General features: G+C 58.8%; 18 protein-coding genes and 1 tRNA gene. 6 read left to right on the top strand and 13 right to left on the bottom strand.

Going from position 1 to position 20,443, the window contains the following annotated elements:
* Window positions 1-17: 17 nt before the first annotated feature.
* Entirely contained in the window at window positions 18-956 is a 939-nt protein-coding gene (locus ACS92L_RS03595) for a LysR family transcriptional regulator (protein ID WP_438767157.1), read from the top strand.
* 3 nt (window positions 957-959) lie between these two features.
* Here the strand turns inward: ACS92L_RS03595 and ACS92L_RS03590 are convergent, their stop codons facing one another.
* From ACS92L_RS03590 to ACS92L_RS03560, 7 genes are all read right to left on the bottom strand, one after another.
* The gene (locus ACS92L_RS03590; RefSeq protein ID WP_438767156.1) at window positions 960-1,901 is read right to left on the bottom strand and encodes a DMT family transporter; all 942 of its coding nucleotides are present in this window, start codon (window positions 1,899-1,901) and stop codon (window positions 960-962) included.
* The gene (locus ACS92L_RS03585) at window positions 1,898-2,485 is read right to left on the bottom strand and encodes a TetR/AcrR family transcriptional regulator (protein ID WP_438767155.1); all 588 of its coding nucleotides are present in this window, start codon (window positions 2,483-2,485) and stop codon (window positions 1,898-1,900) included. Before ACS92L_RS03585 ends, ACS92L_RS03590 begins: the two co-directional genes overlap by 4 nt.
* Window positions 2,486-2,809: 324 nt before the next feature.
* On the bottom strand, window positions 2,810-3,499 hold the full coding sequence (locus ACS92L_RS03580) for a type 1 glutamine amidotransferase domain-containing protein (RefSeq protein WP_438767154.1): 690 nt from the start codon (window positions 3,497-3,499) through the stop codon (window positions 2,810-2,812).
* Between the two features lie 218 nt (window positions 3,500-3,717).
* Complete coding sequence (locus ACS92L_RS03575) at window positions 3,718-3,876, bottom strand: metallothionein (protein ID WP_438767153.1); 159 nt, start codon at window positions 3,874-3,876, stop codon at window positions 3,718-3,720.
* Window positions 3,877-4,020: 144 nt separating this feature from the next.
* Complete coding sequence (locus tag ACS92L_RS03570; RefSeq protein WP_438767152.1) at window positions 4,021-4,224, bottom strand: hypothetical protein; 204 nt, start codon at window positions 4,222-4,224, stop codon at window positions 4,021-4,023.
* Between the two features lie 132 nt (window positions 4,225-4,356).
* A complete protein-coding gene (locus ACS92L_RS03565) occupies window positions 4,357-5,934 on the bottom strand; it encodes a methyl-accepting chemotaxis protein (RefSeq protein ID WP_438767151.1) in 1,578 nt (525 codons plus the stop codon).
* Between the two features lie 372 nt (window positions 5,935-6,306).
* Window positions 6,307-6,771, bottom strand: coding sequence for an Lrp/AsnC family transcriptional regulator (locus ACS92L_RS03560; protein WP_438767150.1), 465 nt, complete (start codon window positions 6,769-6,771; stop codon window positions 6,307-6,309).
* Window positions 6,772-6,841: 70 nt separating this feature from the next.
* Here ACS92L_RS03560 and rarD point away from each other — a divergent pair, with 70 nt between their 5' ends.
* The 3 genes from rarD to ACS92L_RS03545 all read left to right on the top strand — a co-directional run bounded on the left by rarD (window position 6,842) and on the right by ACS92L_RS03545 (window position 10,427).
* A complete protein-coding gene (gene rarD, locus ACS92L_RS03555) occupies window positions 6,842-7,786 on the top strand; it encodes an EamA family transporter RarD (RefSeq protein ID WP_438767149.1) in 945 nt (314 codons plus the stop codon).
* Window positions 7,787-7,855: 69 nt separating this feature from the next.
* The gene (bla, locus tag ACS92L_RS03550; RefSeq protein ID WP_438767148.1) at window positions 7,856-8,749 is read left to right on the top strand and encodes a class A beta-lactamase; all 894 of its coding nucleotides are present in this window, start codon (window positions 7,856-7,858) and stop codon (window positions 8,747-8,749) included.
* Window positions 8,750-8,891: 142 nt separating this feature from the next.
* Complete coding sequence (locus tag ACS92L_RS03545; RefSeq protein WP_438767147.1) at window positions 8,892-10,427, top strand: mechanosensitive ion channel domain-containing protein; 1,536 nt, start codon at window positions 8,892-8,894, stop codon at window positions 10,425-10,427.
* A gap of 507 nt (window positions 10,428-10,934) precedes the next feature.
* Here ACS92L_RS03545 and ACS92L_RS03540 read toward each other — a convergent pair.
* The gene (locus ACS92L_RS03540) at window positions 10,935-13,109 is read right to left on the bottom strand and encodes an AAA family ATPase (RefSeq protein WP_438767146.1); all 2,175 of its coding nucleotides are present in this window, start codon (window positions 13,107-13,109) and stop codon (window positions 10,935-10,937) included.
* Between the two features lie 643 nt (window positions 13,110-13,752).
* On the opposite strand from ACS92L_RS03540, the gene ACS92L_RS03535 reads away from it, so the two are divergent.
* The gene (locus ACS92L_RS03535; protein ID WP_438767145.1) at window positions 13,753-14,286 is read left to right on the top strand and encodes an HPP family protein; all 534 of its coding nucleotides are present in this window, start codon (window positions 13,753-13,755) and stop codon (window positions 14,284-14,286) included.
* A gap of 93 nt (window positions 14,287-14,379) precedes the next feature.
* Here the strand turns inward: ACS92L_RS03535 and ACS92L_RS03530 are convergent, their stop codons facing one another.
* The 5 genes from ACS92L_RS03530 to ACS92L_RS03510 form a co-directional block, all read right to left on the bottom strand.
* Complete coding sequence (locus ACS92L_RS03530; protein WP_438767144.1) at window positions 14,380-14,577, bottom strand: hypothetical protein; 198 nt, start codon at window positions 14,575-14,577, stop codon at window positions 14,380-14,382.
* Between the two features lie 98 nt (window positions 14,578-14,675).
* Window positions 14,676-15,317: a LysE family translocator gene (locus tag ACS92L_RS03525; RefSeq protein ID WP_438767143.1), complete on the bottom strand. Its 642-nt coding sequence runs from the start codon at window positions 15,315-15,317 to the stop codon at window positions 14,676-14,678.
* A gap of 177 nt (window positions 15,318-15,494) precedes the next feature.
* A tRNA-Arg gene (locus ACS92L_RS03520) sits at window positions 15,495-15,571 on the bottom strand.
* 75 nt (window positions 15,572-15,646) lie between these two features.
* On the bottom strand, window positions 15,647-16,351 hold the full coding sequence (locus ACS92L_RS03515) for a response regulator (protein ID WP_438767142.1): 705 nt from the start codon (window positions 16,349-16,351) through the stop codon (window positions 15,647-15,649).
* The gene (locus ACS92L_RS03510; protein ID WP_438767141.1) at window positions 16,341-18,278 is read right to left on the bottom strand and encodes an ATP-binding protein; all 1,938 of its coding nucleotides are present in this window, start codon (window positions 18,276-18,278) and stop codon (window positions 16,341-16,343) included. The genes ACS92L_RS03515 and ACS92L_RS03510 overlap by 11 nt, the downstream gene beginning before the upstream one ends.
* Before the next feature lie 216 nt (window positions 18,279-18,494).
* Here ACS92L_RS03510 and ACS92L_RS03505 point away from each other — a divergent pair, with 216 nt between their 5' ends.
* Entirely contained in the window at window positions 18,495-20,408 is a 1,914-nt protein-coding gene (locus ACS92L_RS03505) for a potassium transporter Kup (RefSeq protein ID WP_438767140.1), read from the top strand.
* Window positions 20,409-20,443 lie beyond the last annotated feature (35 nt).

Below are 20,443 nucleotides of genomic sequence, written 5' to 3'. Positions count from 1 at the left end.
ATTGCATCAGGCGCAACATGATGGATCTCAACGCGTTACGCACGTTCGAACGGGTCGCGGCCACCGGCAGTTTTACCGCGGCGGCGCGTCATTTTCACAGGGCGGTGTCTTCCGTCTCACGTCAGGTCAGCGCGCTGGAGGCAGATCTGGGCGTTCGGCTGCTCTATCGCCATACCCGAGCGGTGACGCTGACCGAGGCCGGCCGGCAGTACTACGAGCAGGTTCGCGGCACGCTCGAGCAGTTTGATCAGGCCACCGAGGCGCTGAAAAGCCCGGCGCGGACACCGGCGGGAACGCTGCATATCAACAGTCCGGTGGCGTTCGGGCGCCATCAGGTCGTGCCGCTGCTGCGCGATTTTCAAAAGCGCTACCCGGATGTGCGCGCCGAACTATTGCTCACCGATGCGCTGACCGACCCGGTGCGCGAAGGCAGCGACATTACCTTTCGCGTCGGACAGCTGGCCGACTCCGCCCTGATCGCCCGGCCGCTGGCACCGATGAACTACGTGGTGGCCGCCGCACCGGCCTATCTCGCCGAGTATGGCACCCCCAAAACGCCACAGGCACTGAAACACCATGACTGCCTGCTCTATCAGGGCGAGATGGGGCGCCAGCGCTGGTACTTTCAGGCACCGGATGAGAAAACCCCCACGGCATTTGAGCTGGCCGGCAGCCTCTACAGCAACGACGCCGACAGCCTGTTGCAGGCGGCGCTTCTGGGTCAGGGCCTTGTGCTCTTCCCCACCTGGCTGATTCACGAGGCGCTGACCTGTGGGCAGCTGGTGCCGCTGCTGAGCACCTGGCGCTGTGAGGTGGTGCCCGAGCGGCGCATGATTCATGTGCTGACCACCGACGGCCGGCTGCGCACGCCCAAGGTGGCGGCGTTCATGGACTATCTTCAGGAAGTGATTGGTGACACGCCGCCGTGGGACGACTGGCAGCGTATCGATCCGTAGGTCTCAGCCTGCCGTCGCGGTCTGCTTATCCAGCCCTGCGCGCCGCCAGCGCACCGGCGCCGTGAGACACACCAGACACGCGATCACCAGCACGATGCCGCCCCAGCCCAGCGGCGGCAGGCGCTCACCGACGATCACCACCGCCAGCAGCGCGGCCACGACCGGCTCGAACAGCGTGATGGTGGTGGCGGTGCTGGCCGGCACTCGGGCCAGCCCGTACCCAAAGCCGATATAGCCCAGAAACATCGGCACCAGTGCCATGTAGAGCCCGACGGCAGCGTTATTGGTCGAGGCCAGCAGCGGCGCGCCGGTGAGCAGCAGCACCGGCATCAGCAACAGCCCGCCCAGGCCAAAGGTGGCGCCCATGGCCGCCCGTGTGGGGATGCCGCCCTGCATCAGATATCGCGCTGACCAGGAGTAAAACGCGTAGGTCAGCCCGGCCACCAGCCCCATCGCCACGCCCTGCAGTACCTGCGTCGTACTGCCCACGCCGGTATGCGCGCCGGTCTCGGCCAGACACAAAAGCCCCATGCCGACCAGCCCCAGCGTCGCGCCGATTTTCCAGCGCGCGCCGAGTTTCAGCCCTTCCAGGCGCGATTCGATCAACGCCGAGAGCAGCGGCGCCGAGCCGATCGACACTACCGTACCGATGGTGACGCCGGCCAGACGCATCGAGGCGTAAAACGCCAGCGGATAGATCGCCACCGCCACCGCCCCGGAGAGCAGCCAGGGCCAGCGCGCACGCAGTGATGCCCGAGCCTTTCGGATGCGCGGCGCCGCCACCAGCGCCTGCAGCAGCCCGCCCAGCCCCATGGCCACGGCACCAATCGCCACGGCGCTGACCTCGGGAGCAAAGGTCGCTGCCGTACCGGTCGTGCCCCAAAGCACGGCGGCGATCAAAACGCCGGCCACGCCGAGCAGGTGTTCGCGAGAGGTCGTATTCATGGGGCATTCACCATCGCCCTGGCCATGTCATGGGCCTGACGAACGCAGCAGCTATTGCCTTCAAGGCCTGCGCGCACCATCGCGCCTTCCAGCAGAAAGGCGAGCTGCTGCGCCAGCCGGGCCGCTGCGGTTTCATCGCCGGTCAGTTCAGTCAGCGGTGCGGCCAGCAGTGCTTCCACCTGACGCTTGTGACCGAGAACCACCTCGCGACCCTCATGGCCGGCCGGCAGTTCGGCGGCAGCGTTGAGCAATCCGCAGCCGCGAAAGCCGCGCTCATAGGCCCACTCGGCGTGATCCTGATAGGCCAGAAATACTGCCAGCACCTGATCCGGGGGTGTGAAGGCTTTTGTCAGCCGCGCCTCATACAGCGCAAGCCACTCGGTGTGACGCGCCTGCAGATAGGCGGTCACCAGTGCTGCCTTGGAGTCGAAGTTGTTGTAGAGACTCTTTTTGGCCACGCCCGCGCGTCTGACAATGGCATCGATACCGGTGCCGGCAATACCGTCACTGTAAAACAGCATGGCCGCTGCGTTGAGCAGGCGCTCGCGAGCGCTGGTCGCCGATGGCGCTTCAGATGATGTCATGGCCATTATCCAGAATGCAGAATAGGTAGACCAGTCTACCTACTTGAGAATTCACGTCAAAAGCCGTGTATTAGTGTTCTTTTATGACCACGGGCGAGGCATTATAGGCCCGGCCTTTCGGACAGAGGCCTTCGATAACCAGAAGGAAGGAACAACATGAGTCAACGGTTAATCTTTATTCTGCTGGCCTTTGCAGGTTTTACGATCTGGATGCTGCTGGATCGATAGCTCTGACCCCGGTGATGTGCCGGCTTGCGACGGCCCCCAGACATAAAAAAAGCCCCGACGCTTCAACGTCGGGGCTTTTTGTGGCGCATCAAACGTTTAGCGCTTGAGCGCTGCCAGCAGTTTCTCGGCCACGGCTTCCGAGCTTGCCGGGTTCTGGCCGGTAATTACCAGGCCGTCTTCCACGGCAAACGGGGCAAAGGCATCCACCTTCTGATAGTCCGCCCCGCGGCGCTTGAGCTCGTCTTCGAGCAGGTGCGGCACCACCTCGGTCAGGCCAACGGCGGCCTCTTCTTCATTGGTGAAGCCGACGACCTTTTTGCCCTTGATCACGAACTCGCCCTGCGCGTCCCTGAGATTCAAAAACGCCGTGGGCGCATGGCAGACCGAGGCGATCGGCTTGTGCTGGCCCAAAAAGTCTTCAAGCAGCGCAATGGAGTCCGAATTGTCGGTCAGATCCCACAGCGGGCCGTGGCCACCGGGATAGAAGACGGTGTCGAAATCTTCGGCGCGCATGTCGGCCAGACGCGCGGTATCGGCAATGCGCGCCTTCGCTTCATCATCGCCATAGAAACGGCGCGTGGCTTCGGTCTGAGCGTCATCGCCTTCGCTGTTGGGGTCGATCGGCGCGGCGCCACCTGCAGGCGTTGCCAGCACGATCTCGCAGCCGGCATCGAGGAAGGTGTAATAAGGGGCGGCAAACTCCTCGACCCAGAAACCGGTCTTGTGGCCGGTGTCGCCCATCTCGTCGTGAGAGGTCAGAACCATCAGAATACGCGGTGTGCTCATGGAAGACTCCTGAACAGGTGAATTACCCATGAGATGGTTGCGACCCGGCGCAATATCAAGTCACGCCGCATCGGGCCGTTTGTCGCAGGCCGCCCCGGCAGGCATCACGCCGCAGCGATTGCCTTGATGCGTGCATAAAAAATGACCCGCCGACGACTTGTCGGGGGCCATGTCAGCCAGCAATGGCAGGCCGCGCGGGCCTGCCAATGACAGCCTGATTACTTGCCGCAGCTGCAGTTGTGGCCGCAACCTTCGGAACCATCGGCGTGGCCGGTGGCGCAGGCCTGGCAGCAGTACAGCTTGCCGTCCTGCTCGACGGCGTTGTCGTTGACGCCACAGGTGCACTTCGGGCAGGCACAGCTGGTCTGATCGGACATGGTCAAGCTCCTTGTAAGGTGAACACCCCCTTTGTAAACCTTCTACCTTCTATAAGGTCAAGCGTTTTCCAGGAACGACACGATCATAAAAAAGCCCACCGGCAAATCACCGATGGGCCTGATGTTTTTTAAACCGAAAGGGTCTCAGCCCTCTTCGTTCAGCCGCTGGCAGTCTTCTTCGGCTTCCTCGCGCACTTCATACTCTTCGCTGACATAGCGCTCTTCCTGGCTGTCCCAGATGCGAAAGCACTCCAGCGGCATGTCATCCATTTCCTTTTGCTGCTCACGATTGGGCGCGCCCTGAACGTGTGCGGTCGCGTGTTCATGCACTTCATAGCGGATCGCCATGCCTTCTCTCCCTCATTGATTGGTGCGGTAGAAAGTGTGGTCATGAACTACGCGAAATGCCACTGGGACAAGCGGCAAAACCCTTTGACACGCCACGCCGGCGTCATCTGCCGGCGTGGCCTGACAACCGCATTACCCTCTGGCGTAAGCGCTTGCGCTCTGATCGCCCAGCCGGAACTGCCCGACCACGGAGACCAGCTCGTGCGCCTGGTCTTTCAGGCTGGCGGCCGCGGCGGCAGATTCCTCGACCAGCGCCGCATTCTGCTGTGTGGCTTCATCAAGCTGGGTGATGGCCTGACTCACCTGCCCGACCGCCAGATTCTGCTCACTGCTGGCACCGCTGATCTCGCCGACGATATCGCTGACATGCTTGATGGACGAGACGATGTCCTCCATGGTCCTGCCCGCCCGATCCACCAGATCCGTGCCCTTTTCAACGCGCTTGACGCTTTCGTCGATCAGCGCGCGAATGTCCTTCGCCGCCTCGGCACTGCGCTGGGCCAGACTGCGTACTTCGCTGGCCACCACGGCAAAGCCGCGACCCTGCTCACCGGCTCGCGCGGCTTCCACCGAGGCGTTGAGTGCCAGCAGATTGGTCTGGAAGGCGATGCCGTCGATCACACCGACGATGTTGTTGATCCGGCCGCTGCTGTCGTTGATGTCACGCATTGTCTGGACAACCTGCCCGACTACCTCGCCCCCCTGATGCGCCACGGCACTGGCGCTGGTGGTGAGCTGATTGGCCTTTTGCGCGTTGTCGGCATTCTGGGTGGCACTGGACCCCATCTCCTCCATGGAGGCCGAGGTCTGCTCGATGGCAGAAGACTGCAGCATGGTGCGCTGGCTCAGATCATCGTTGCCCTGAGAAATCTGCGCGCTTGCCGAGGCCACGCTTTCCGCGTTGCGCCGTACGCTGGCGACCACTCGAGCCAGCCCGGTGACCATCTCCTTTTGGGCCATCAAAAGCTGACCTATTTCGTTGCGCGAGCGGGGCTCGACGCTGACCGACAGATCCCCCGCCGCCACGGCCCTTGCCTGCTCAACGGCCTGCCCCAGCGGTCGGGTAATGCCGCGGGTAATCACGATGGCCGCCACGACCGAGATCAGCACGGCAATCAGCGCCAGTGCCAGCGTGCCCAGCATCGCCTGGTGATACTGGGACGCGCCATGCTCCATGCCCGCCTCTGCTTCGCGCAGCTGAAGATTGATCAGCTCACCGATAACATCACTGATGGGGTCGATGGATGCATACAGCGGCCCATCGATGGCATTGAGCTGCCCCCTGACCCGACCTGTCATGCCCTGTAGTGTCTGCTCCACCCCGTTCAGGGCGTCGTTGGCGGTGACAAAAAGCGCCTGAGCCCGGGCAGCAATGGCCGCTTCCTCTGGAGTGAGCATGGTGTTCATGTAGGCCGCCCAGTGGCTGTTGATGACCTCGTGGGCACTGCGCACGGCCTGAAACGATTCCTCGGCCGTCATCAGCCCGGCATTGGCCTTGTTGACCGCATCGATGACATCCACGGCATAGGCATCCGAAATCACCTTGAGATCCTTCAGCGGGACCACCCGGTCGTAATACAGCGAGCCCATCGTGTCGTTGACACTGCGAAGGCTCAAGGAATTCAACACTCCACTAAGTACCAGAAACACAACGGCAACCAGAAACCCCAGCCCGATCTGCTTACTGATGGAAAGATCTCGTATGGTCATTTGTACCGATTCCGGAAAGGTTTTAGATAGCCATAGACTATGGACAGAGTCTTTCTAATATCGGCGAAGGGGGCTGGATACTTGATTTTCGTGTGCGATTTATTTGTTCGCTATATAAATGCCTGGGTAGATTTTTCTAAAGCCGAGCTTTTTTAGCCCCTGATGCAGACTCATGACACCCTCGGGTGACGGCGGCACCCGCGCTTTCGGCCTGTTCACACCTGATACCGGAGGCGCCAGGCCAATGGCCGTCGTCATATTCTGAAAGGCAGGATATTTTTAACCCGAGTGTCGCCGCCGACGTCTCATTGGAAGGGACCATTTTTTTCCGTCTCAGGGATAATTATCTCCCGATCCGGCATGGACAATGGTTTATATTGCATCCAGCGTGGCCTTGACGGTGTCCAGCACCACAATGGTTCTAAACCATTTAACGTTTTTATTGTCATGAAAAAGGCGATCGCATATTGCCTCAAAGGTTTTCATGTCCGACACCAGTAACACCAGCATAAAGTCTGCCTCGCCGGTCACGTAATAGCACTGCTGTATTTCAGGCCCTGAAAAGCTTTTTTTCAGTGTTTCAAGATCATCCGTGTATGTCTTGTTCGCCTGTACTTCAACCAGAACCGTTATGTTCTTGTTGACCCTTTCAGGGTTGATAACGGCCACGCTGGCGAGAATAAAGCCGTTGTCCTTGAGTCTTTGAATGCGACGCTGGACCGTGGCCGGTGAGAGATTCACGGCCTCGGAAAGCTCTCGCAGCGGCGTCAGGCAGTTCTTTTGCAGAAGTTCGAGCAGTGCCGTATCGAATCTGTCCAGCCCTGAAGGATGAGGCATGCGGTAAAATCTCTCATGAACAACAAAAATTTTGAGAACCTTTATCAGGGTCGATGGCATAAAATATCGCATGTCATCCACCAATATTCAAAAAGCCATGCCGCCTCATCAGCACACAACACTTGGCGTTACCCTCAACATTACCGCATCGCTATTTTTCGCCCTGATGTTTGCTTATACCTCGCAGCTTTCTGCACTGGGTGGCGAAGAAATCTTTGGCTGGCGCATGTTTTTAACATTTCCCTGCCTGACTGCCTTTATCATTTTTAGAGGATACTGGCCACAGGTCACAAGTATTTATCGAAGAAGATATCGCGAACGCTATTTTATAGTGATTCGCCTGCTGTCTTCCTTTCTTCTGAGCTTTCAACTCTGGATATTTGTATGGGCGCCGGGCAACGATTACGGCCTTGCCGTGTCGCTTGGGTATTTCATTTTGCCCCTGACGATGGTGATGGTTGGTCGGCTGGCCTTCAGGGATCGAATGTCGCGTCTTCAACAGCTGGCCTGCCTGTTCGCTGTCCTCGGCATACTCAATCAGCTGGTTGTTTCGCAGACGCTGGCCTGGCCGACACTGGCCGTGTGCCTGGGCTATCCCGGATATTTCTGGCTACGCCGCCAGACCGACACCAACAATATTGGTGGGCTCTGGTTTGACATGATTCTTGCGCTGCCACTGGCGCTTTTTTTCATCATGCAGGGAGGGCAGGTCATTTCCGGGCCGGCTGTCGATATTCATCTGCTGTGGGCAGTGCTCGGGCTGGGGCTTGTCAGCGCACTGGCGCTGACGTTTCAGGCCCTGTCGGCCCCTCACCTCAACCTGAGCCTTTTTGGTCTGCTGATCTATGTCGAGCCCGTGTTGCTGATGCTGGTCGCACTCGCGCTGGGAGAGGCCATCCACCCCGCCGAATGGCCAACCTACCTCGCGATCTGGCTATCGGTCATCATTTTGACGGTGGAAGGCCTGCGCGGGTTAAAAAGGCAAAGGGGCGCAAAGCGTCTTCAAATGGATTGAACGACAAGGACACCCTGGTGCGTGGCATCAAGGCTATAGTGTGCTTCCCCCACCCATGGAAGCGCCCACATGCCACCGCTTGACCGTCGACGCCTGCTTCGCACCGCCTCACTGCTGCCACTGGTCGGGCTGGCCCTGCCCACGCTGGCCCGGGCGGGTTCTGCCCCCGCTGACGTATCCATCCCAAAAGGGCTTCAGGCGCTGGAACAACAGCACGAAGGCCGGCTGGGCGTGGCGCTCATGAACGTGGCCACGGGCGCGGTGGTCAGCCACCGCAGCGATGAGCGGTTTTTGTTCAACAGCACCTGTAAGGTGTTTATCGCGGCCGCCGTACTGGCACAGGTGGACCGCGGCGAGGTAACGCTTGACCAGCGCATCGAGGTCAAACAATCCGATCTCACCGGCTGGACGCCCGTGACCGAAAAGCAAATGGGCAGCCCGGGCATGACGATCGCCGAGCTCGGCCAGGCCGCGGTGGCGTGGAGCGATAACGCCGCCGCCAATCTGCTGATCGAAAGCCTCGGCGGCCCGGCGGAAGTTACGGCCTTTCTGCGCGGGATCGGGGACAGCACCACCCGCCTTGATCGCACCGAGCCGACGCTCAACGAGCATGACCACGACGGGGACGAGCGCGACACCACCACGCCGCGGGCGATGATGCAGACCCTGCACACCCTGCTGCTGGGCGAGGCGCTCTCGCCGGCCTCACGCCACCAGCTCGCCGCCTGGATGATCGAGGGCAAAACGGGAGACGCTCGCCTGCGCGCCGGCCTGCCGGCCGAGTGGCTGGTCGGTGAGAAAACCGGCACTAACAGCGTCGGCAACGCCGGTGATATCGGCATCGCCTGGCCCGCGGATCGCGGGGCGGTGATCATGGTGGCCTATGTCTACCTGCCGGAAGCCGATCCGGCGCAGCGCGACCGGCTGATCGCCGAGGTTGGCCGCCTCGCCGCGAGTGTCTGAAACATCCTGTCGACGCTGCCCGGACCGCAATGCAGGACACCTTGACTACACTGACCTGCCAGAATGCCCTGAACGCACAGGCAAGCCGCGCTCATCAGGCCTCGTCGTCTCGCGATTCAACCCCCCGCCCCCATGACACAGGATGATTATGGCCGCTTTCCCGCCCTCTTTTTTCGGCTGCCGGCGTCTGAGCGTCTGCATCTTTTTGCTGGTGCTGCTCAGTACGCTCATCACGGCCCCGGCGCACGCCGCGGAAGAACTGTCGGCCGCCGCCCAGGCCCTGCAGGGCAGCGCCTCCCGTGCAGAAGGCACGGATGAAGCGCGGATCGAAACCACCCCGAGCCCGAGCAGGGACAACGACATCCAGACCCGTATCACCGGGATTTTTTCCGAGATCGAGGGTCTGGACGCTGTGGAGATCAGCGTGGTTCAGGGCGTGGTGACGCTCTCCGGGGAAACGGCCAACGAGCGCAAGGCGCAGCAGGCCATCAGCCTTACCGGCCGCCTGACCGACGTGGTCACCGTCAATGACGCCATCAACCGCACACTCGATGTGCAGGACAACGTCTCCACCGTCGCGCACGGGCTGGTCGCCCAGGCCAGAGGCGTGATCAAGGCCCTGCCCCTGTTGCTGGTCGGCATCGTGCTGTTTGCGCTCGTCACCTGGTTCGGGGCGTGGCTCTCCCGACGTCAGCGCCTGTGGCAGCGCCTGACCCCCAATGCGTTCGTGGCAGCACTGCTGTCCCAGACCGTCCGGGTCATTTTTATCGTCTTCGGGCTGATTCTGGCGCTCAGCCTGATGGGCGCCGAGACGATTCTGGGCACGCTGCTGGGCGGGGCCGGCGTGATCGGCATCGCCGTGGGCTTTGCGGTCAAGGACACCATCGAAAACTACATCGCCTCTTTGATGCTCAGCATTCGACAGCCCTTTCAGGCCCGCGATCAGGTCGTCATCAACGGTCAGGAAGGCATCGTCGTGCGGCTGACCTCGCGCGCCACGATCCTGATGACACTCGATGGCAATCAGCTGCGCATCCCCAACGCCGATGTCTTCAAGGGCACCATCCTCAACTACACCAGCAACCCGGAGCGCCGCTTCACCTTTGAACTGGGCGTGGACGGCGATGACGACCCCCTCGCCGCCATCAAGGTAGGGCTTGATGCCATCCATCAGCTGGGGTTCGTGTTAAACGAGCCCAAAGCCATGGGCATCATCACCCAGGTGGGGGATTCCAACATCGTGCTCGAGTTTCAGGTGTGGGTGGATCAATCTGCCACCGACTTTGGCAAGGCCCGCAGCATCACCATTCGCGAGACCAAGCACGCCCTGGAACATGAAGGTTTCAGCCTGCCCGAACCCATCTACCGCCTGCGCTTTAACCCATCACTGGAGCAGGCGCTGGAGCGCTTTCAGGGCACCGACTCAGACCCCGCCCGCGCTGATGAAACGCCCGCCCCGGCCAGCGCCGAGCACCGGCCAGCACCCAAAGCCGATGCAGAGGGTGGCAGTGACCAGCGCCCGGCCCGGACGCGCGCCCAGCAGATCCTGCGCGACCCGGGCGCCGAGGCCCTGTTCGATGCCCGCCCGGATGAAAAGCTGATGAAAAAGGTCGAGCAGGAAATTGCCCGAAACAGCGATGAAACGGATCTTTTGAACAAGCGCGCGCCGAAGGAGTAACGCCGCCGTCAGACCATAGCCTCGTGAGCTGATAGAGATCGTAAAAAGCCCCGCATTTGGCGGGGCTTTTGGGGAATGCGGTGTGGTAGCCGAGTGGCTCGAGGCAGGACTATAAAAACGATGCAAGCCATTGATATTAATCATATGGGCATATTGATAATCGTTTCAGTATACCTTCCTGTATACCATGTATAGGCTTTTCCATGCTTGCACTGGTCAGGTGATCGAACTCCTAAAAATGATCGGGCATTGGTCATGAGGCTTGATAACAGATTAAGTTCAGACCGATTTTGGTTTATAACCTGCCACTCTTTGACGAGGCCTCAGTTGTTTATCTCTACTTTGAAGGTGACCACTTCAAAAACGCTACAGTATGTATGGAGTTTTGACTCACCCTCGACAGACTCTCAACATTCCATTCTAAGGCTTACTTTGTATAGTGCTTGGCTGGCCGTCAACTTAAGGGCCATGACAGCACAGTATGGGAACTAATTTTTCAGATATACCCTAACATCTAGACATTGCATCAAAATGCTCCGGATAACCTGCTTTCTCAAAAACAAGCCTCAGCCCATCTTTAAAAACATCATAATCAAATTCTTTTGTGTCAATAACATTTTGACCTAGGGAATGAGACTCCCTGTTAATATACCGACAAAAAGCCTGATACTTATTATCTTGAAACTCTGCCATCTGAAAGACGTTATTTAAATCTTTCTTGCGAACAAACCCAAAAAAATATTCAATAATATTGCGAATGCAGTTCGCTATAAGTGCTGAAGGTTGATTCCTATCGTTCACTACAGACCAATAAGCTTGGTAATCGTTTTGAATTTCCTCATAACTCATTTCCTGCACAACGCTTCCTGAAGATGGCTTCGACAGCCTAAATAATTTTTGAGTATTGCTTCGACGCTGGTGATTAGTATCAGTTAACTCGTAAAAAAAATAGAGGCTGTGCGTCAAAATAATAACCTGACGGCATCGGTCTCCTCGAAAAAAAACTGAGCGAATCAACTGGCCTATATTGAAAACGAATATATGGGACAAGCTTGATATAGGGTCATCTATCACTATTATCCTCTCCCTATGTGAGTCTTTTGCGCTAGACAATCCTTTATACAGCTCACAGAAGTATAAGAAGCTTATCATCATTTTCTCGCCTTCACTGAGTGAATGAAAAGCATCAGAAGATTCACCAGCACGTACTACCCTATAGAGGCTTTCTGAGTGCTTTTTCAAACTAAAACCGTCTATACCGAGATCTAACAAACCAGCATTAATTGCATCCACTGCCGCGTCTACATTTACAGTTTTTTGTTGAGCAGCCCTAATCTCATTTTCCACTTCGATAATATCGGTATTAATTCTAGCTATGTTTTCATCTATTTCATTCAATCTAACAACTGACGCCTGTTCGTCTTTTTCGTATCTAGAAATTGTTTGATCATATTGCCAGCGCATTAACGACCAGAACTCACCCTTCAACTCTTTGAGTGAAGCCTCGCGACTGTACAGCGACTTATTATAATCATCTATCTTTTGATTTATCTCTATTATCTCTTTATTGAAATCCGATATTATTTGCCTAGTATTTATTAACAAAACAATCTGCTTAGGAGTTTCGATCTTATCTTTTAAATTTCTGATGTTTTCACGAAGTGTCATCTCAATGTTATTATATTTATCTGACAACGTGTCTTTGTGCTCTTGCGCAGATGCATGGTCAGTAAACATTTCTATTTTTGGCAGAGCATCGATAGCTTGGCTATATTTTTCAAGCAACTTATTTAAACTTTGAATTTGATTTTGATAGCTTACATCAAAGTATTTCTTTATATTTTCAATAAAATCGTTTGTTATAGTTAACTCTTGGCAAAAAGGACATTTCACTTCAAATTCTGCCGAATCAAGATTATCTGGCAGATAGTTAACACCCTGCTTTACCCAGTCAGCATTACCCAACTGTTCGATTAAATCAGCGACCTCGCTATCGCTATTACCAAGTATTGATTTCATAAGAAGCTCATCTAACTCAACATCATGAGCCTGAAATGAAAGTGTAACTAGACGCTGCTGTGGCTGAGCATCAGCACTCTTAAGAGTCTCTACCTTTTTCTTAATTTCTTCTATAGTTTGTACAGGTTCGCTCGTGGGCTTCGATATACTTTTTAAATGGTCAAACAGCTTTTCTTTTTGCCCTTTAAGATTCTCAAGGCAATATTCAAGCACACGATCTCCGCCCGCGTATTTCTTTTTGATATTCCATGCACTATCTATAGCCTGCTGTTTTTGTTTAAAAAACGACTTTTCCTCCTGTTCTCTAGCTGCTTGCTCCGCATGTAGTTCTTCTTTTAGCTCTTCATCTCTTTTTTTCGAATCATGAATTATTTGCTCAGCCTCTTTATTTTCTTTAGAAAGACTAAAAATGCCTTTTAAGCTATCTGCAACGAAAAAATGGTCACGTACAAATTTTTGATTGTATACAAGAACAGGAGCGGTCTGATTTTGCTTTTTACTGCATAGCGCAAAAGATGGGTCATCAGGCTGGTAAAGAAAATTTGATATTGTTGACTTGCCAGTCCCATTCAAACCATAAATAAGATTAATTCTTTTATCGGTCTCAAATGAAATCGCCTGCTTAAAACTTGCAACAGCATTCATATTTATCTGAGTAATCATCGCTCCTCCCATCTAAATACATTAGATTAATTTAACTCTAAAAAGGTCTCGGCTAACAAATTCGCCGTACAGTAAAGATTCAGACGTAAAAGATAACTTCAAACCGCATCCTTGCGGTCTTATCCCCCTGCACGCTGTCGACTCCCCGCCCCGCCTGCGCGCTAAATGGGTCGGTTTTATTGCACCCTTGCAGAGAGTGCTGGGTCGCCCCGATGCTGGGCCGCGCGGCGGTTCTATAGCACCCAAAAATCTTGCGTTTCCTTGCATTTCATACCCGAGGATCAGGCCCTATCGGTCGGCAAAACCATCATGGCGGCACGCGTTCGAGCGGCTGCCTGAAAACGGGTGTCCTGTCCGTTCTCTGTAAGGCGCTGCTAATCCTCAAGCGACGATATTGAATCGAGCTGCTTAAGTAAAGTTGTGTAATGCCATTAATTCTAAAGTAGCGTGCTGCTTTTTGGTCCCACTCGCTCACCAGCATGAGATGGCCACGTCCCTTTCCTTCAATACTTGCCGGCCCATGTCCTGATGCCCGGTCGTCTTTCCAGAAAATACTTAACCTCATAGCAATGCACTATTTCAGTGCATTGCTTGCAAGTGGCACTATCAGCGATCTTTTTTGAACGCTCACGACGAGGGCTTCGTGAAAAACTATCTGGGCAAGATGAGAGGCACAGCGGCGTCGCGCACCGCACCCTGCTGGCGTGATGCGCTCTGGTCGTGGGTGGGCGCGTTCATTGGCATGACCGGGGTCGGCTGGATCAGCGCGCAGTCCTTGCAGACCCATACGCTGCTGATGATCGGCTCGTTCGGCGCCACTTCGGTACTGCTCTACGCGGCACCGGAAAGCCCCTTTGCCCAGCCGCGAAATGTCCTCGGTGGCAGCGTGCTTTCGGCGCTGTGCGGGTTTGTCACGTGGCTGCTGCTGGGTGATAACTGGATCGCGGCAGCCGTTGCAGTCTCTACCTCCATTCTCATCATGCAGTTAACCCATACATTGCATCCGCCCGGCGGTGCCACAGCGCTGATCGCAGTGATCGGCTCCAATGAGCTGCACGAGCTGGGCTGGGTCTATGCGTTCTTCCCCGTAGGCGTCGGTTGCCTGCTGATGCTGTTCGTGGCGGTAGTGATCAACAATCTGGCCAGGCACCGGCGCTACCCGCAGCACTGGCTCTAGATATCGACTTCTGGCCAGATAGTCCGACATCCTGAAAGATCGCATCCACAAAAAAGCCCCGCACATGGCGGGGCTTTTTTGTACCAATGATCATCAGACGGTGCTGTCGTCGCTGTCCTCATCCTCGCGGCGGGTCAACTGCCCTTCCCGGTTGCGAAGATTCGCCTGCGGTGACTTCGTCTGCGTGTACTCGACCTGGCTGCGGCTATTGGCCTGGCGAACATCGACGTAGTGCAGCAGGGCCAGCTGCATGATCAGAAAACCACAGCAGAGCAGGATGCCTTTCAACATGTCTTTTATACCCGGTATGAAAAAGGAGCTGGAAAGGTTCGTGACATTACTGCATTTATTCCAAAACTTTCCAGTAGGCCTCTAACCAGTTTCGCGCATCAGCCGGTGCCATTTCGGGCCAGCAGCGCCCCGGCACCGATCATCAGCCCGCCGGTGATGCGATCCCACCACTGCCGAACGGCCGGCCTTTTCAACATGCCGGCAAGCTGTTGCATGACGGCGACCACGCCCCACCACCAGACAACGCCGATCGCTACATCCAGCACGCCCAGTATCAGTATCTGGCGCACGGCGTCGCCCGCGAGGTTCATGAACTGCGGCAGTACGCTCAGAAAAAACACGATGGCCTTGGGGTTCAAAAGGTTGGTCAGAAAGCCGTTGGCGAACGCGCGGCGGTGGCCGGTCAAAGCCTGCTCTTTTTGAACACCCTGCTTTTGAACATCGCTCGAGGCTGACTGATGCCGGCTTTGACGCAGCACGCAAAGCCCCATCCAGATTAGATAGGCCGCGCCCAGCCAGCGCACGATCATGAAAAACTCCGCCGACTGCGCGGCAATGGCCGAAAGGCCCAGCGCGGCGACCAGCATGTGGATGCACAGGCCGCTTTGTGCTCCCAGCGCCGCCGCCAGCCCAAGGCGTTTGTTCTGCACGGCGTAGCGGCTGACCAGCAAGAAATCCGGCCCTGGAATCAGATAGGCCAGCACAACAACGGCGACAAATCCGGCAAGCTCGATGCCCATTCAGGCCTCCTGATGATGGGGTGGAGTCTGTTCATGTTCAGCATAGAGCATGCGTTCTTCACGGCCCTGCATGTCACACACTCGTTGCTGAACATCGAGCCGGCGAACGCAGACGCAACAGATTTAACCCTGAACGGGTAGCGAGGGAAATATAAAACAGGGAGGAAACAAAAGAAGTGGCGCCCGAGGCAGGACTCGAACCTGCAACCCACGGCTTCGAAGGCCGTTGCTCTATCCAATTGAGCCACTCGGGCAGTGATGCGTTGCGCATCGGTGCTTATTCTAACGGCTCGTGGCCCATGTGAACAGGGGCGATTTTTATTGTCTTTTCAAGGCGCTGTGTCGCCGTCCACCATCAGCCGGTAGCCGATGCCGGCTTCGGTCTGGATCAGCGAGGGCGTGCGCGGGTCATCGCCGAGCTTCTGGCGCAGTCGGCTGGCCAGGATGCGCAGGTAGTGGGTGTTGTGTTCAAACACCGGCCCCCACAGCTCGATGAGAAGCTGCCGTCCGGTGACGATCTGCCCCGGCGTTTGCGCCAGCCGGGCCAGAAAGGCGTACTCCCGCGGGGTCAGGTGGAGCGCTTCACCGCCCCGGCTGACGCGGCGCTGCTGGAGATCGATTTCGATATCCCCGGCGCGCACCGGTAACGCCGCCGCCACGATGGCCCCGGCGCGCAGCGCAACCCGGATGCGCGCGAGCAGCTCGCGAATGCCAAAGGGTTTGGTGACGTAGTCGGTGGCGCCGGCATCCAGCGCGGCGACCTTTTCCTCCTCGCCTTCGCGTACCGAGACCACGATCACCGGCGCCCGGCACTGCCAGTGCAGCGATTTGAGCACCTCCTGGCCGTCCATGTCCGGCAGGCCCAGATCAAGTAGAATCAGGTCGGGCGAGGCGTTTTGTGCGCGCTCGATCCCTTCGCGCCCGCTGGCCGCTTCGGTAATCGCAAAGCCCTGAGAGTGCAGGCTGATGCGCAGAAAGCGCCGGATCTCGCGCTCGTCGTCAATGATCAGGATGTGGGGAGATTCAGTCGTCATGATCGAACGCCTCGGGCGCTGCGGTGAGCGCCAGACGAATGACAAACGTGGCCCCGCGCCCGCCGGGGCCGTCCTCGACGTGCACATCACCGTCGTGGGCGTGCACCATGCTGCGACAGATCGCAAGGCCCAGCCCGCTGCCGTGGGGGCCGGTGTCCGTTCGCTCGCCGGTAAAAAAGCGCTCGAATATCCGCTCGCGCAGCGCCTCGGGCACGCCCGGCCCCTCATCGCACACCACAAGACTCAGCCGGTCACCCTCAACACGGGCACTCAGGGTGACGCGCCCCTGCTCGGGCGACAGGCGAATGGCGTTTTCAACAATATTGACCAGCGCCTGCTCGATCAGCGCTGCGTGCACATACAATAGCGGCAGGTCATCGGGCCACGCCCGCACCACCTGAACCCGCGATAGCGAGCGCCCCAGCCGGGTCAGCGCACCTTCCAGCAGATCACCGGGCGCGACCCAGTCGCACTTGATCGAAAGCCCGTGCCCCAGACGCGTCATGTCCAGCAGGTTCTGGATATAGCGGTCGAGCCGCTCGCTCTCGCCGAGCACGGCGTCCAGCAGTTCGTGTCGATCTTCACCGCTCAGGCTGTCGTCGAGATCACGCAGGGTGCTGGCCGAGCCGATGATCGAGGCCAGCGGCGTGCGCAGATCGTGCGACACCGACGAGAGCAGCGCGGCGCGCAGGCGCTCGTTGCCTTCGGCCAGGCGGGCATCGCCCAGCGCCTCGACCAGCGTCACGCGGGTCAGCGCCGCTGCGAACAGGCGAAAGAGCGTGGCCAGAAGCTCGGGGTCGCGCCGCTCGCGACCGGGGCGGCGCTCGTCGATGGCCATGGCGATCACGCCCAGCACGCCTGAGGCATCGGTCAGCGGCACCATCCGCCAGCGCTGGTCGCTGAACATGGCCGTTCCCGGCCCGCCGGGCTCGGCGTGGTGATAGCTCCAGGTGGCCGCCTCTATTGCCGCAGCGTCCAGCACCGGCTCACCGGGGTGGGCGGCACGCACCGTCGGGATGACGCAGGCGCCTTCGCACTCCAGAAAGGCACACGGCAGCGACCAGTCGTGCGCCACGGTGGTGACGATGATCTCGCGAATCCGGGCGCGATCCGGCGCGGCCGACAGTGCCCGGGCCGTAGTGAGCAGCTGCCGGATCTGATGGCGGCTCTCTCGCAGCGCCATCATGCGTCTTCGAAGCCCGCCGCCCAGCTGAGCGCCGATCAGCGCCACCAGCAAGAAGAGCCCGACCGTTGAAAGCTCGTTCTGCTCGATCATCTCGAGGCTAAAGCGCGGGTTGGTGAAAAAGAAGTTGTAGGCCAGCGCCGACAGCAAGGCGGCCAGCATGGCGGCGCGGGCACCGGCACCGATCGCCGTGACCAGCACCGCCCCCAGAAAGATCAGCGAGAGGTTGGCCAGCGGCATCAAACCGGCCACCAGCCAGGCAATCACCAGCGCCAGCCCCGCGCTTGCCAGCGGCCAGTACCCTTCACGCCAGGTCAGCCGCCGCCAGCGCGGCCGGCGGCGCGAGTCGGGCACGCCGGCAACCACCACCACGTCCAGCGTCTCGAGGGCGTCCAGCAAACGGTGATCACGACCCCGCCGGGGCCGGAACCAGCGCGCCGGCGGGGCGCGACCGATGATAAGCGTATCGGCGCGGCTGCGCTGGGCGTGGTCGGCCAGTTCGTCGCCGATGCGCTCGCCGGTCAGCACGCACCACTCGCCGCCCAGCCGCGCGACCTGATGAGAGAGGCTGTCCAGCACGGCCGGCGGCGTGCGGGCACGCGGCGTTTCGACATGCACTGCCCGCCAGCGATCGCCGCGGCGTCGGGCCATCTGCGCTGCCGTTCGAATCAGCGCTGCGGCCTCGAGCCGGCCCGGTACGGCTACCAGAACGTGCACGTCATCGCGCTTTTGCGCCTCGTCCATTTTGATCGTCCTCGCGTCCGCCCTGCCCGTCCATCGAGTGTGCGCCCTGGCCCGCGCGCGCCCAACACGGCCGGCGTAAAAGTTTCGTAAAAACCGCGCCGGCGGCGTTGTGGCGGGGCCCGGGCAATTTCAATATGCACCTGGCCGGGCCGATAATCCTGTCGAGCCCGCGCTTTCTTCGCAACCACGCGCCACGGCGCGATATGGACACTTTCCATGACCACCGCTACCTCCGGTCGCACCGGCGAATCTTCCCACAAGGCGTCCATGACGACGCTGACCATCGCCGCGGTCGGCGTGGTGTATGGCGATATCGGCACCAGTCCGCTGTACACGCTCAAGGAGGTCTTTACCGGCGGTTACGGCCTGAAGGCCGATGACAGCGGTGTGCTGGGTATCCTGTCGCTGATTTTCTGGTCGCTGGTCTGGGTGGTCACCCTCAAATACGTGCTGGTGGTGCTGCGCGCCGACAATCAGGGCGAAGGCGGCATCATGGCGCTGACGGCGCTGGCCCGGCGCGGGGTCACCCATCAGCATCTGCAGCTGGCGCTGGTGATGCTGGGGCTGGCCGGGGCGGCGCTGTTGTACGGTGACAGCATGATCACGCCGGCCATTTCGGTGCTGTCGGCGGTCGAGGGGATCGAGGTGGCCTATCCGCCCATCGCGCACTGGGTGGTGCCGATGGCACTGGGCATTCTGATCGCGCTGTTCGTGTTTCAGCATCGCGGCACGGCCACGGTGGGTCGGCTCTTCGGCCCGATCACCCTGCTGTGGTTCGCCTCGCTGGGCGCGCTCGGGGTCTACGGCATCGTGCAGGCGCCGCAGGTGCTGGCCGCGGTCAACCCGCTGCACGCCATCGACATCTTTCGCAGCAACCCGGGCATCGGCATCATCATCTTCTCTTCGGTGGTGCTGGCCATTACCGGGGCCGAGGCGCTCTACGCCGACATGGGCCACTTTGGCCGGCGCCCCATTGCGCGGGCCTGGTTCTGGGTGGTACTGCCGGCGCTGGTGCTGAACTACTTCGGTCAGGGGGCGCTGCTGCTTATTCAGCCCGAGGCGATCAGCAACCCGTTTTATCTGCTGGCACCTGACTGGGCGCTGTGGCCGATGGTGATCCTGGCCACCGTGGCCACCATCATCGCCTCGCAGGCGGTGATTACCGGGGCCTATTCAATGACCTATCAGGCCATCCAGTTCGGCTTTATCCCGCGCATGCGCGTGTTTCATACCTCAAGCGCCGAGCGTGGTCAGATCTACATTCCCACGGTCAACTGGCTGTTGATGATCGGCGTGGTGGCACTGGTCGTGGGCTTTGAAAGCTCGACTCATCTGGCCGCGGCCTACGGCATCGCGGTCACCGGTACCATGCTGATCACCTCGCTGTTGCTGTCGGTGGTCATGATCCGGCTGTGGCGCTGGCCGCTATGGGCAAGCCTGCCGCTGCTGACCGGCTTTATTCTGGTCGATGCGCTCTATTTCAGCGCCAATATCGCCAAGCTCTTTCACGGCGGCGCCTTCCCGGTGCTGGCCGGTATCGTGCTCTTTACCCTGATGGGCACCTGGTGGCGCGGCCGGGCGCTGCTGGAAAAACGCGTTGGCACCGACCTGCCGCTGGCGGGGCTGATCCAGAGCCTGCGCCGCCAGCCGCCGCACCGGGTCAAGGGCACGGCGGTGTTTCTCTCCGGCCGGCGCGAGGTGCTGCCGCGGGCGCTGTTGCATAACCTGATGCACAACCAGGTGCTGCATGAGCGGGTCATTCTGGTCACGGTCGAAAGCGACGACCGCCCCTGGCTTGAAGAACCACAGCGCGTGCAGATGGAAACCTTCGAGGACGGGTTTTATCGAATCGTCGTGCGCTTTGGCTATATGGAAACCAACAACGTGCCGCAGGCGCTGAGTGCCTTCAGCCGGTCCCGGACAGCCAATGAGGCCCCCTTCCCCTTCGAGGCGATGAACACCACCTGGTTTCTCAGCCGGGAGACGCTGGTCAGCGCATCAGAGGCAGGGATGGCGCGCTGGCGCGAGCGACTGTTCTCCTTCATGCTGAAAAGCGCCCACAACAACATGCAGTTTTTCCACCTGCCGCCCAACCGGGTCGTGGAGCTGGGCAGTCAGGTGGAGGTGTAGGACAATACCGCAACCGGCCGGGAAAGCTTCCGGCC

Source organism: Kushneria halocnemicola, from assembly GCF_965650455.1.
Classification (GTDB): Bacteria; Pseudomonadota; Gammaproteobacteria; order Pseudomonadales; family Halomonadaceae; genus Kushneria.
The sequence above is the reverse complement of the archived record's forward strand: the minus strand, read 5'-3'. Positions and strand labels throughout refer to the sequence as shown.

Bases quoted from the DNA above. Each gene is read 5' to 3' on its own strand.
- ACS92L_RS03595 (WP_438767157.1), top strand. From the start codon at position 18: ATGATGGATCTCAACGCGTTACGCACGTTCGAACGGGTCGCGGCCACC.
- ACS92L_RS03590 (WP_438767156.1), bottom strand. From the start codon at position 1,901: ATGAATACGACCTCTCGCGAACACCTGCTCGGCGTGGCCGGCGTTTTG.
- ACS92L_RS03585 (WP_438767155.1), bottom strand. From the start codon at position 2,485: ATGACATCATCTGAAGCGCCATCGGCGACCAGCGCTCGCGAGCGCCTG.
- ACS92L_RS03580 (WP_438767154.1), bottom strand. From the start codon at position 3,499: ATGAGCACACCGCGTATTCTGATGGTTCTGACCTCTCACGACGAGATG.
- ACS92L_RS03575 (WP_438767153.1), bottom strand. From the start codon at position 3,876: ATGTCCGATCAGACCAGCTGTGCCTGCCCGAAGTGCACCTGTGGCGTC.
- ACS92L_RS03570 (WP_438767152.1), bottom strand. From the start codon at position 4,224: ATGGCGATCCGCTATGAAGTGCATGAACACGCGACCGCACACGTTCAG.
- ACS92L_RS03565 (WP_438767151.1), bottom strand. From the start codon at position 5,934: ATGACCATACGAGATCTTTCCATCAGTAAGCAGATCGGGCTGGGGTTT.
- ACS92L_RS03560 (WP_438767150.1), bottom strand. From the start codon at position 6,771: ATGCCTCATCCTTCAGGGCTGGACAGATTCGATACGGCACTGCTCGAA.
- rarD (WP_438767149.1), top strand. From the start codon at position 6,842: ATGTCATCCACCAATATTCAAAAAGCCATGCCGCCTCATCAGCACACA.
- bla (WP_438767148.1), top strand. From the start codon at position 7,856: ATGCCACCGCTTGACCGTCGACGCCTGCTTCGCACCGCCTCACTGCTG.
- ACS92L_RS03545 (WP_438767147.1), top strand. From the start codon at position 8,892: ATGATTATGGCCGCTTTCCCGCCCTCTTTTTTCGGCTGCCGGCGTCTG.
- ACS92L_RS03540 (WP_438767146.1), bottom strand. From the start codon at position 13,109: ATGATTACTCAGATAAATATGAATGCTGTTGCAAGTTTTAAGCAGGCG.
- ACS92L_RS03530 (WP_438767144.1), bottom strand. From the start codon at position 14,577: ATGTTGAAAGGCATCCTGCTCTGCTGTGGTTTTCTGATCATGCAGCTG.
- ACS92L_RS03525 (WP_438767143.1), bottom strand. From the start codon at position 15,317: ATGGGCATCGAGCTTGCCGGATTTGTCGCCGTTGTTGTGCTGGCCTAT.
- ACS92L_RS03515 (WP_438767142.1), bottom strand. From the start codon at position 16,351: ATGACGACTGAATCTCCCCACATCCTGATCATTGACGACGAGCGCGAG.
- ACS92L_RS03510 (WP_438767141.1), bottom strand. From the start codon at position 18,278: ATGGACGAGGCGCAAAAGCGCGATGACGTGCACGTTCTGGTAGCCGTA.
- ACS92L_RS03505 (WP_438767140.1), top strand. From the start codon at position 18,495: ATGACCACCGCTACCTCCGGTCGCACCGGCGAATCTTCCCACAAGGCG.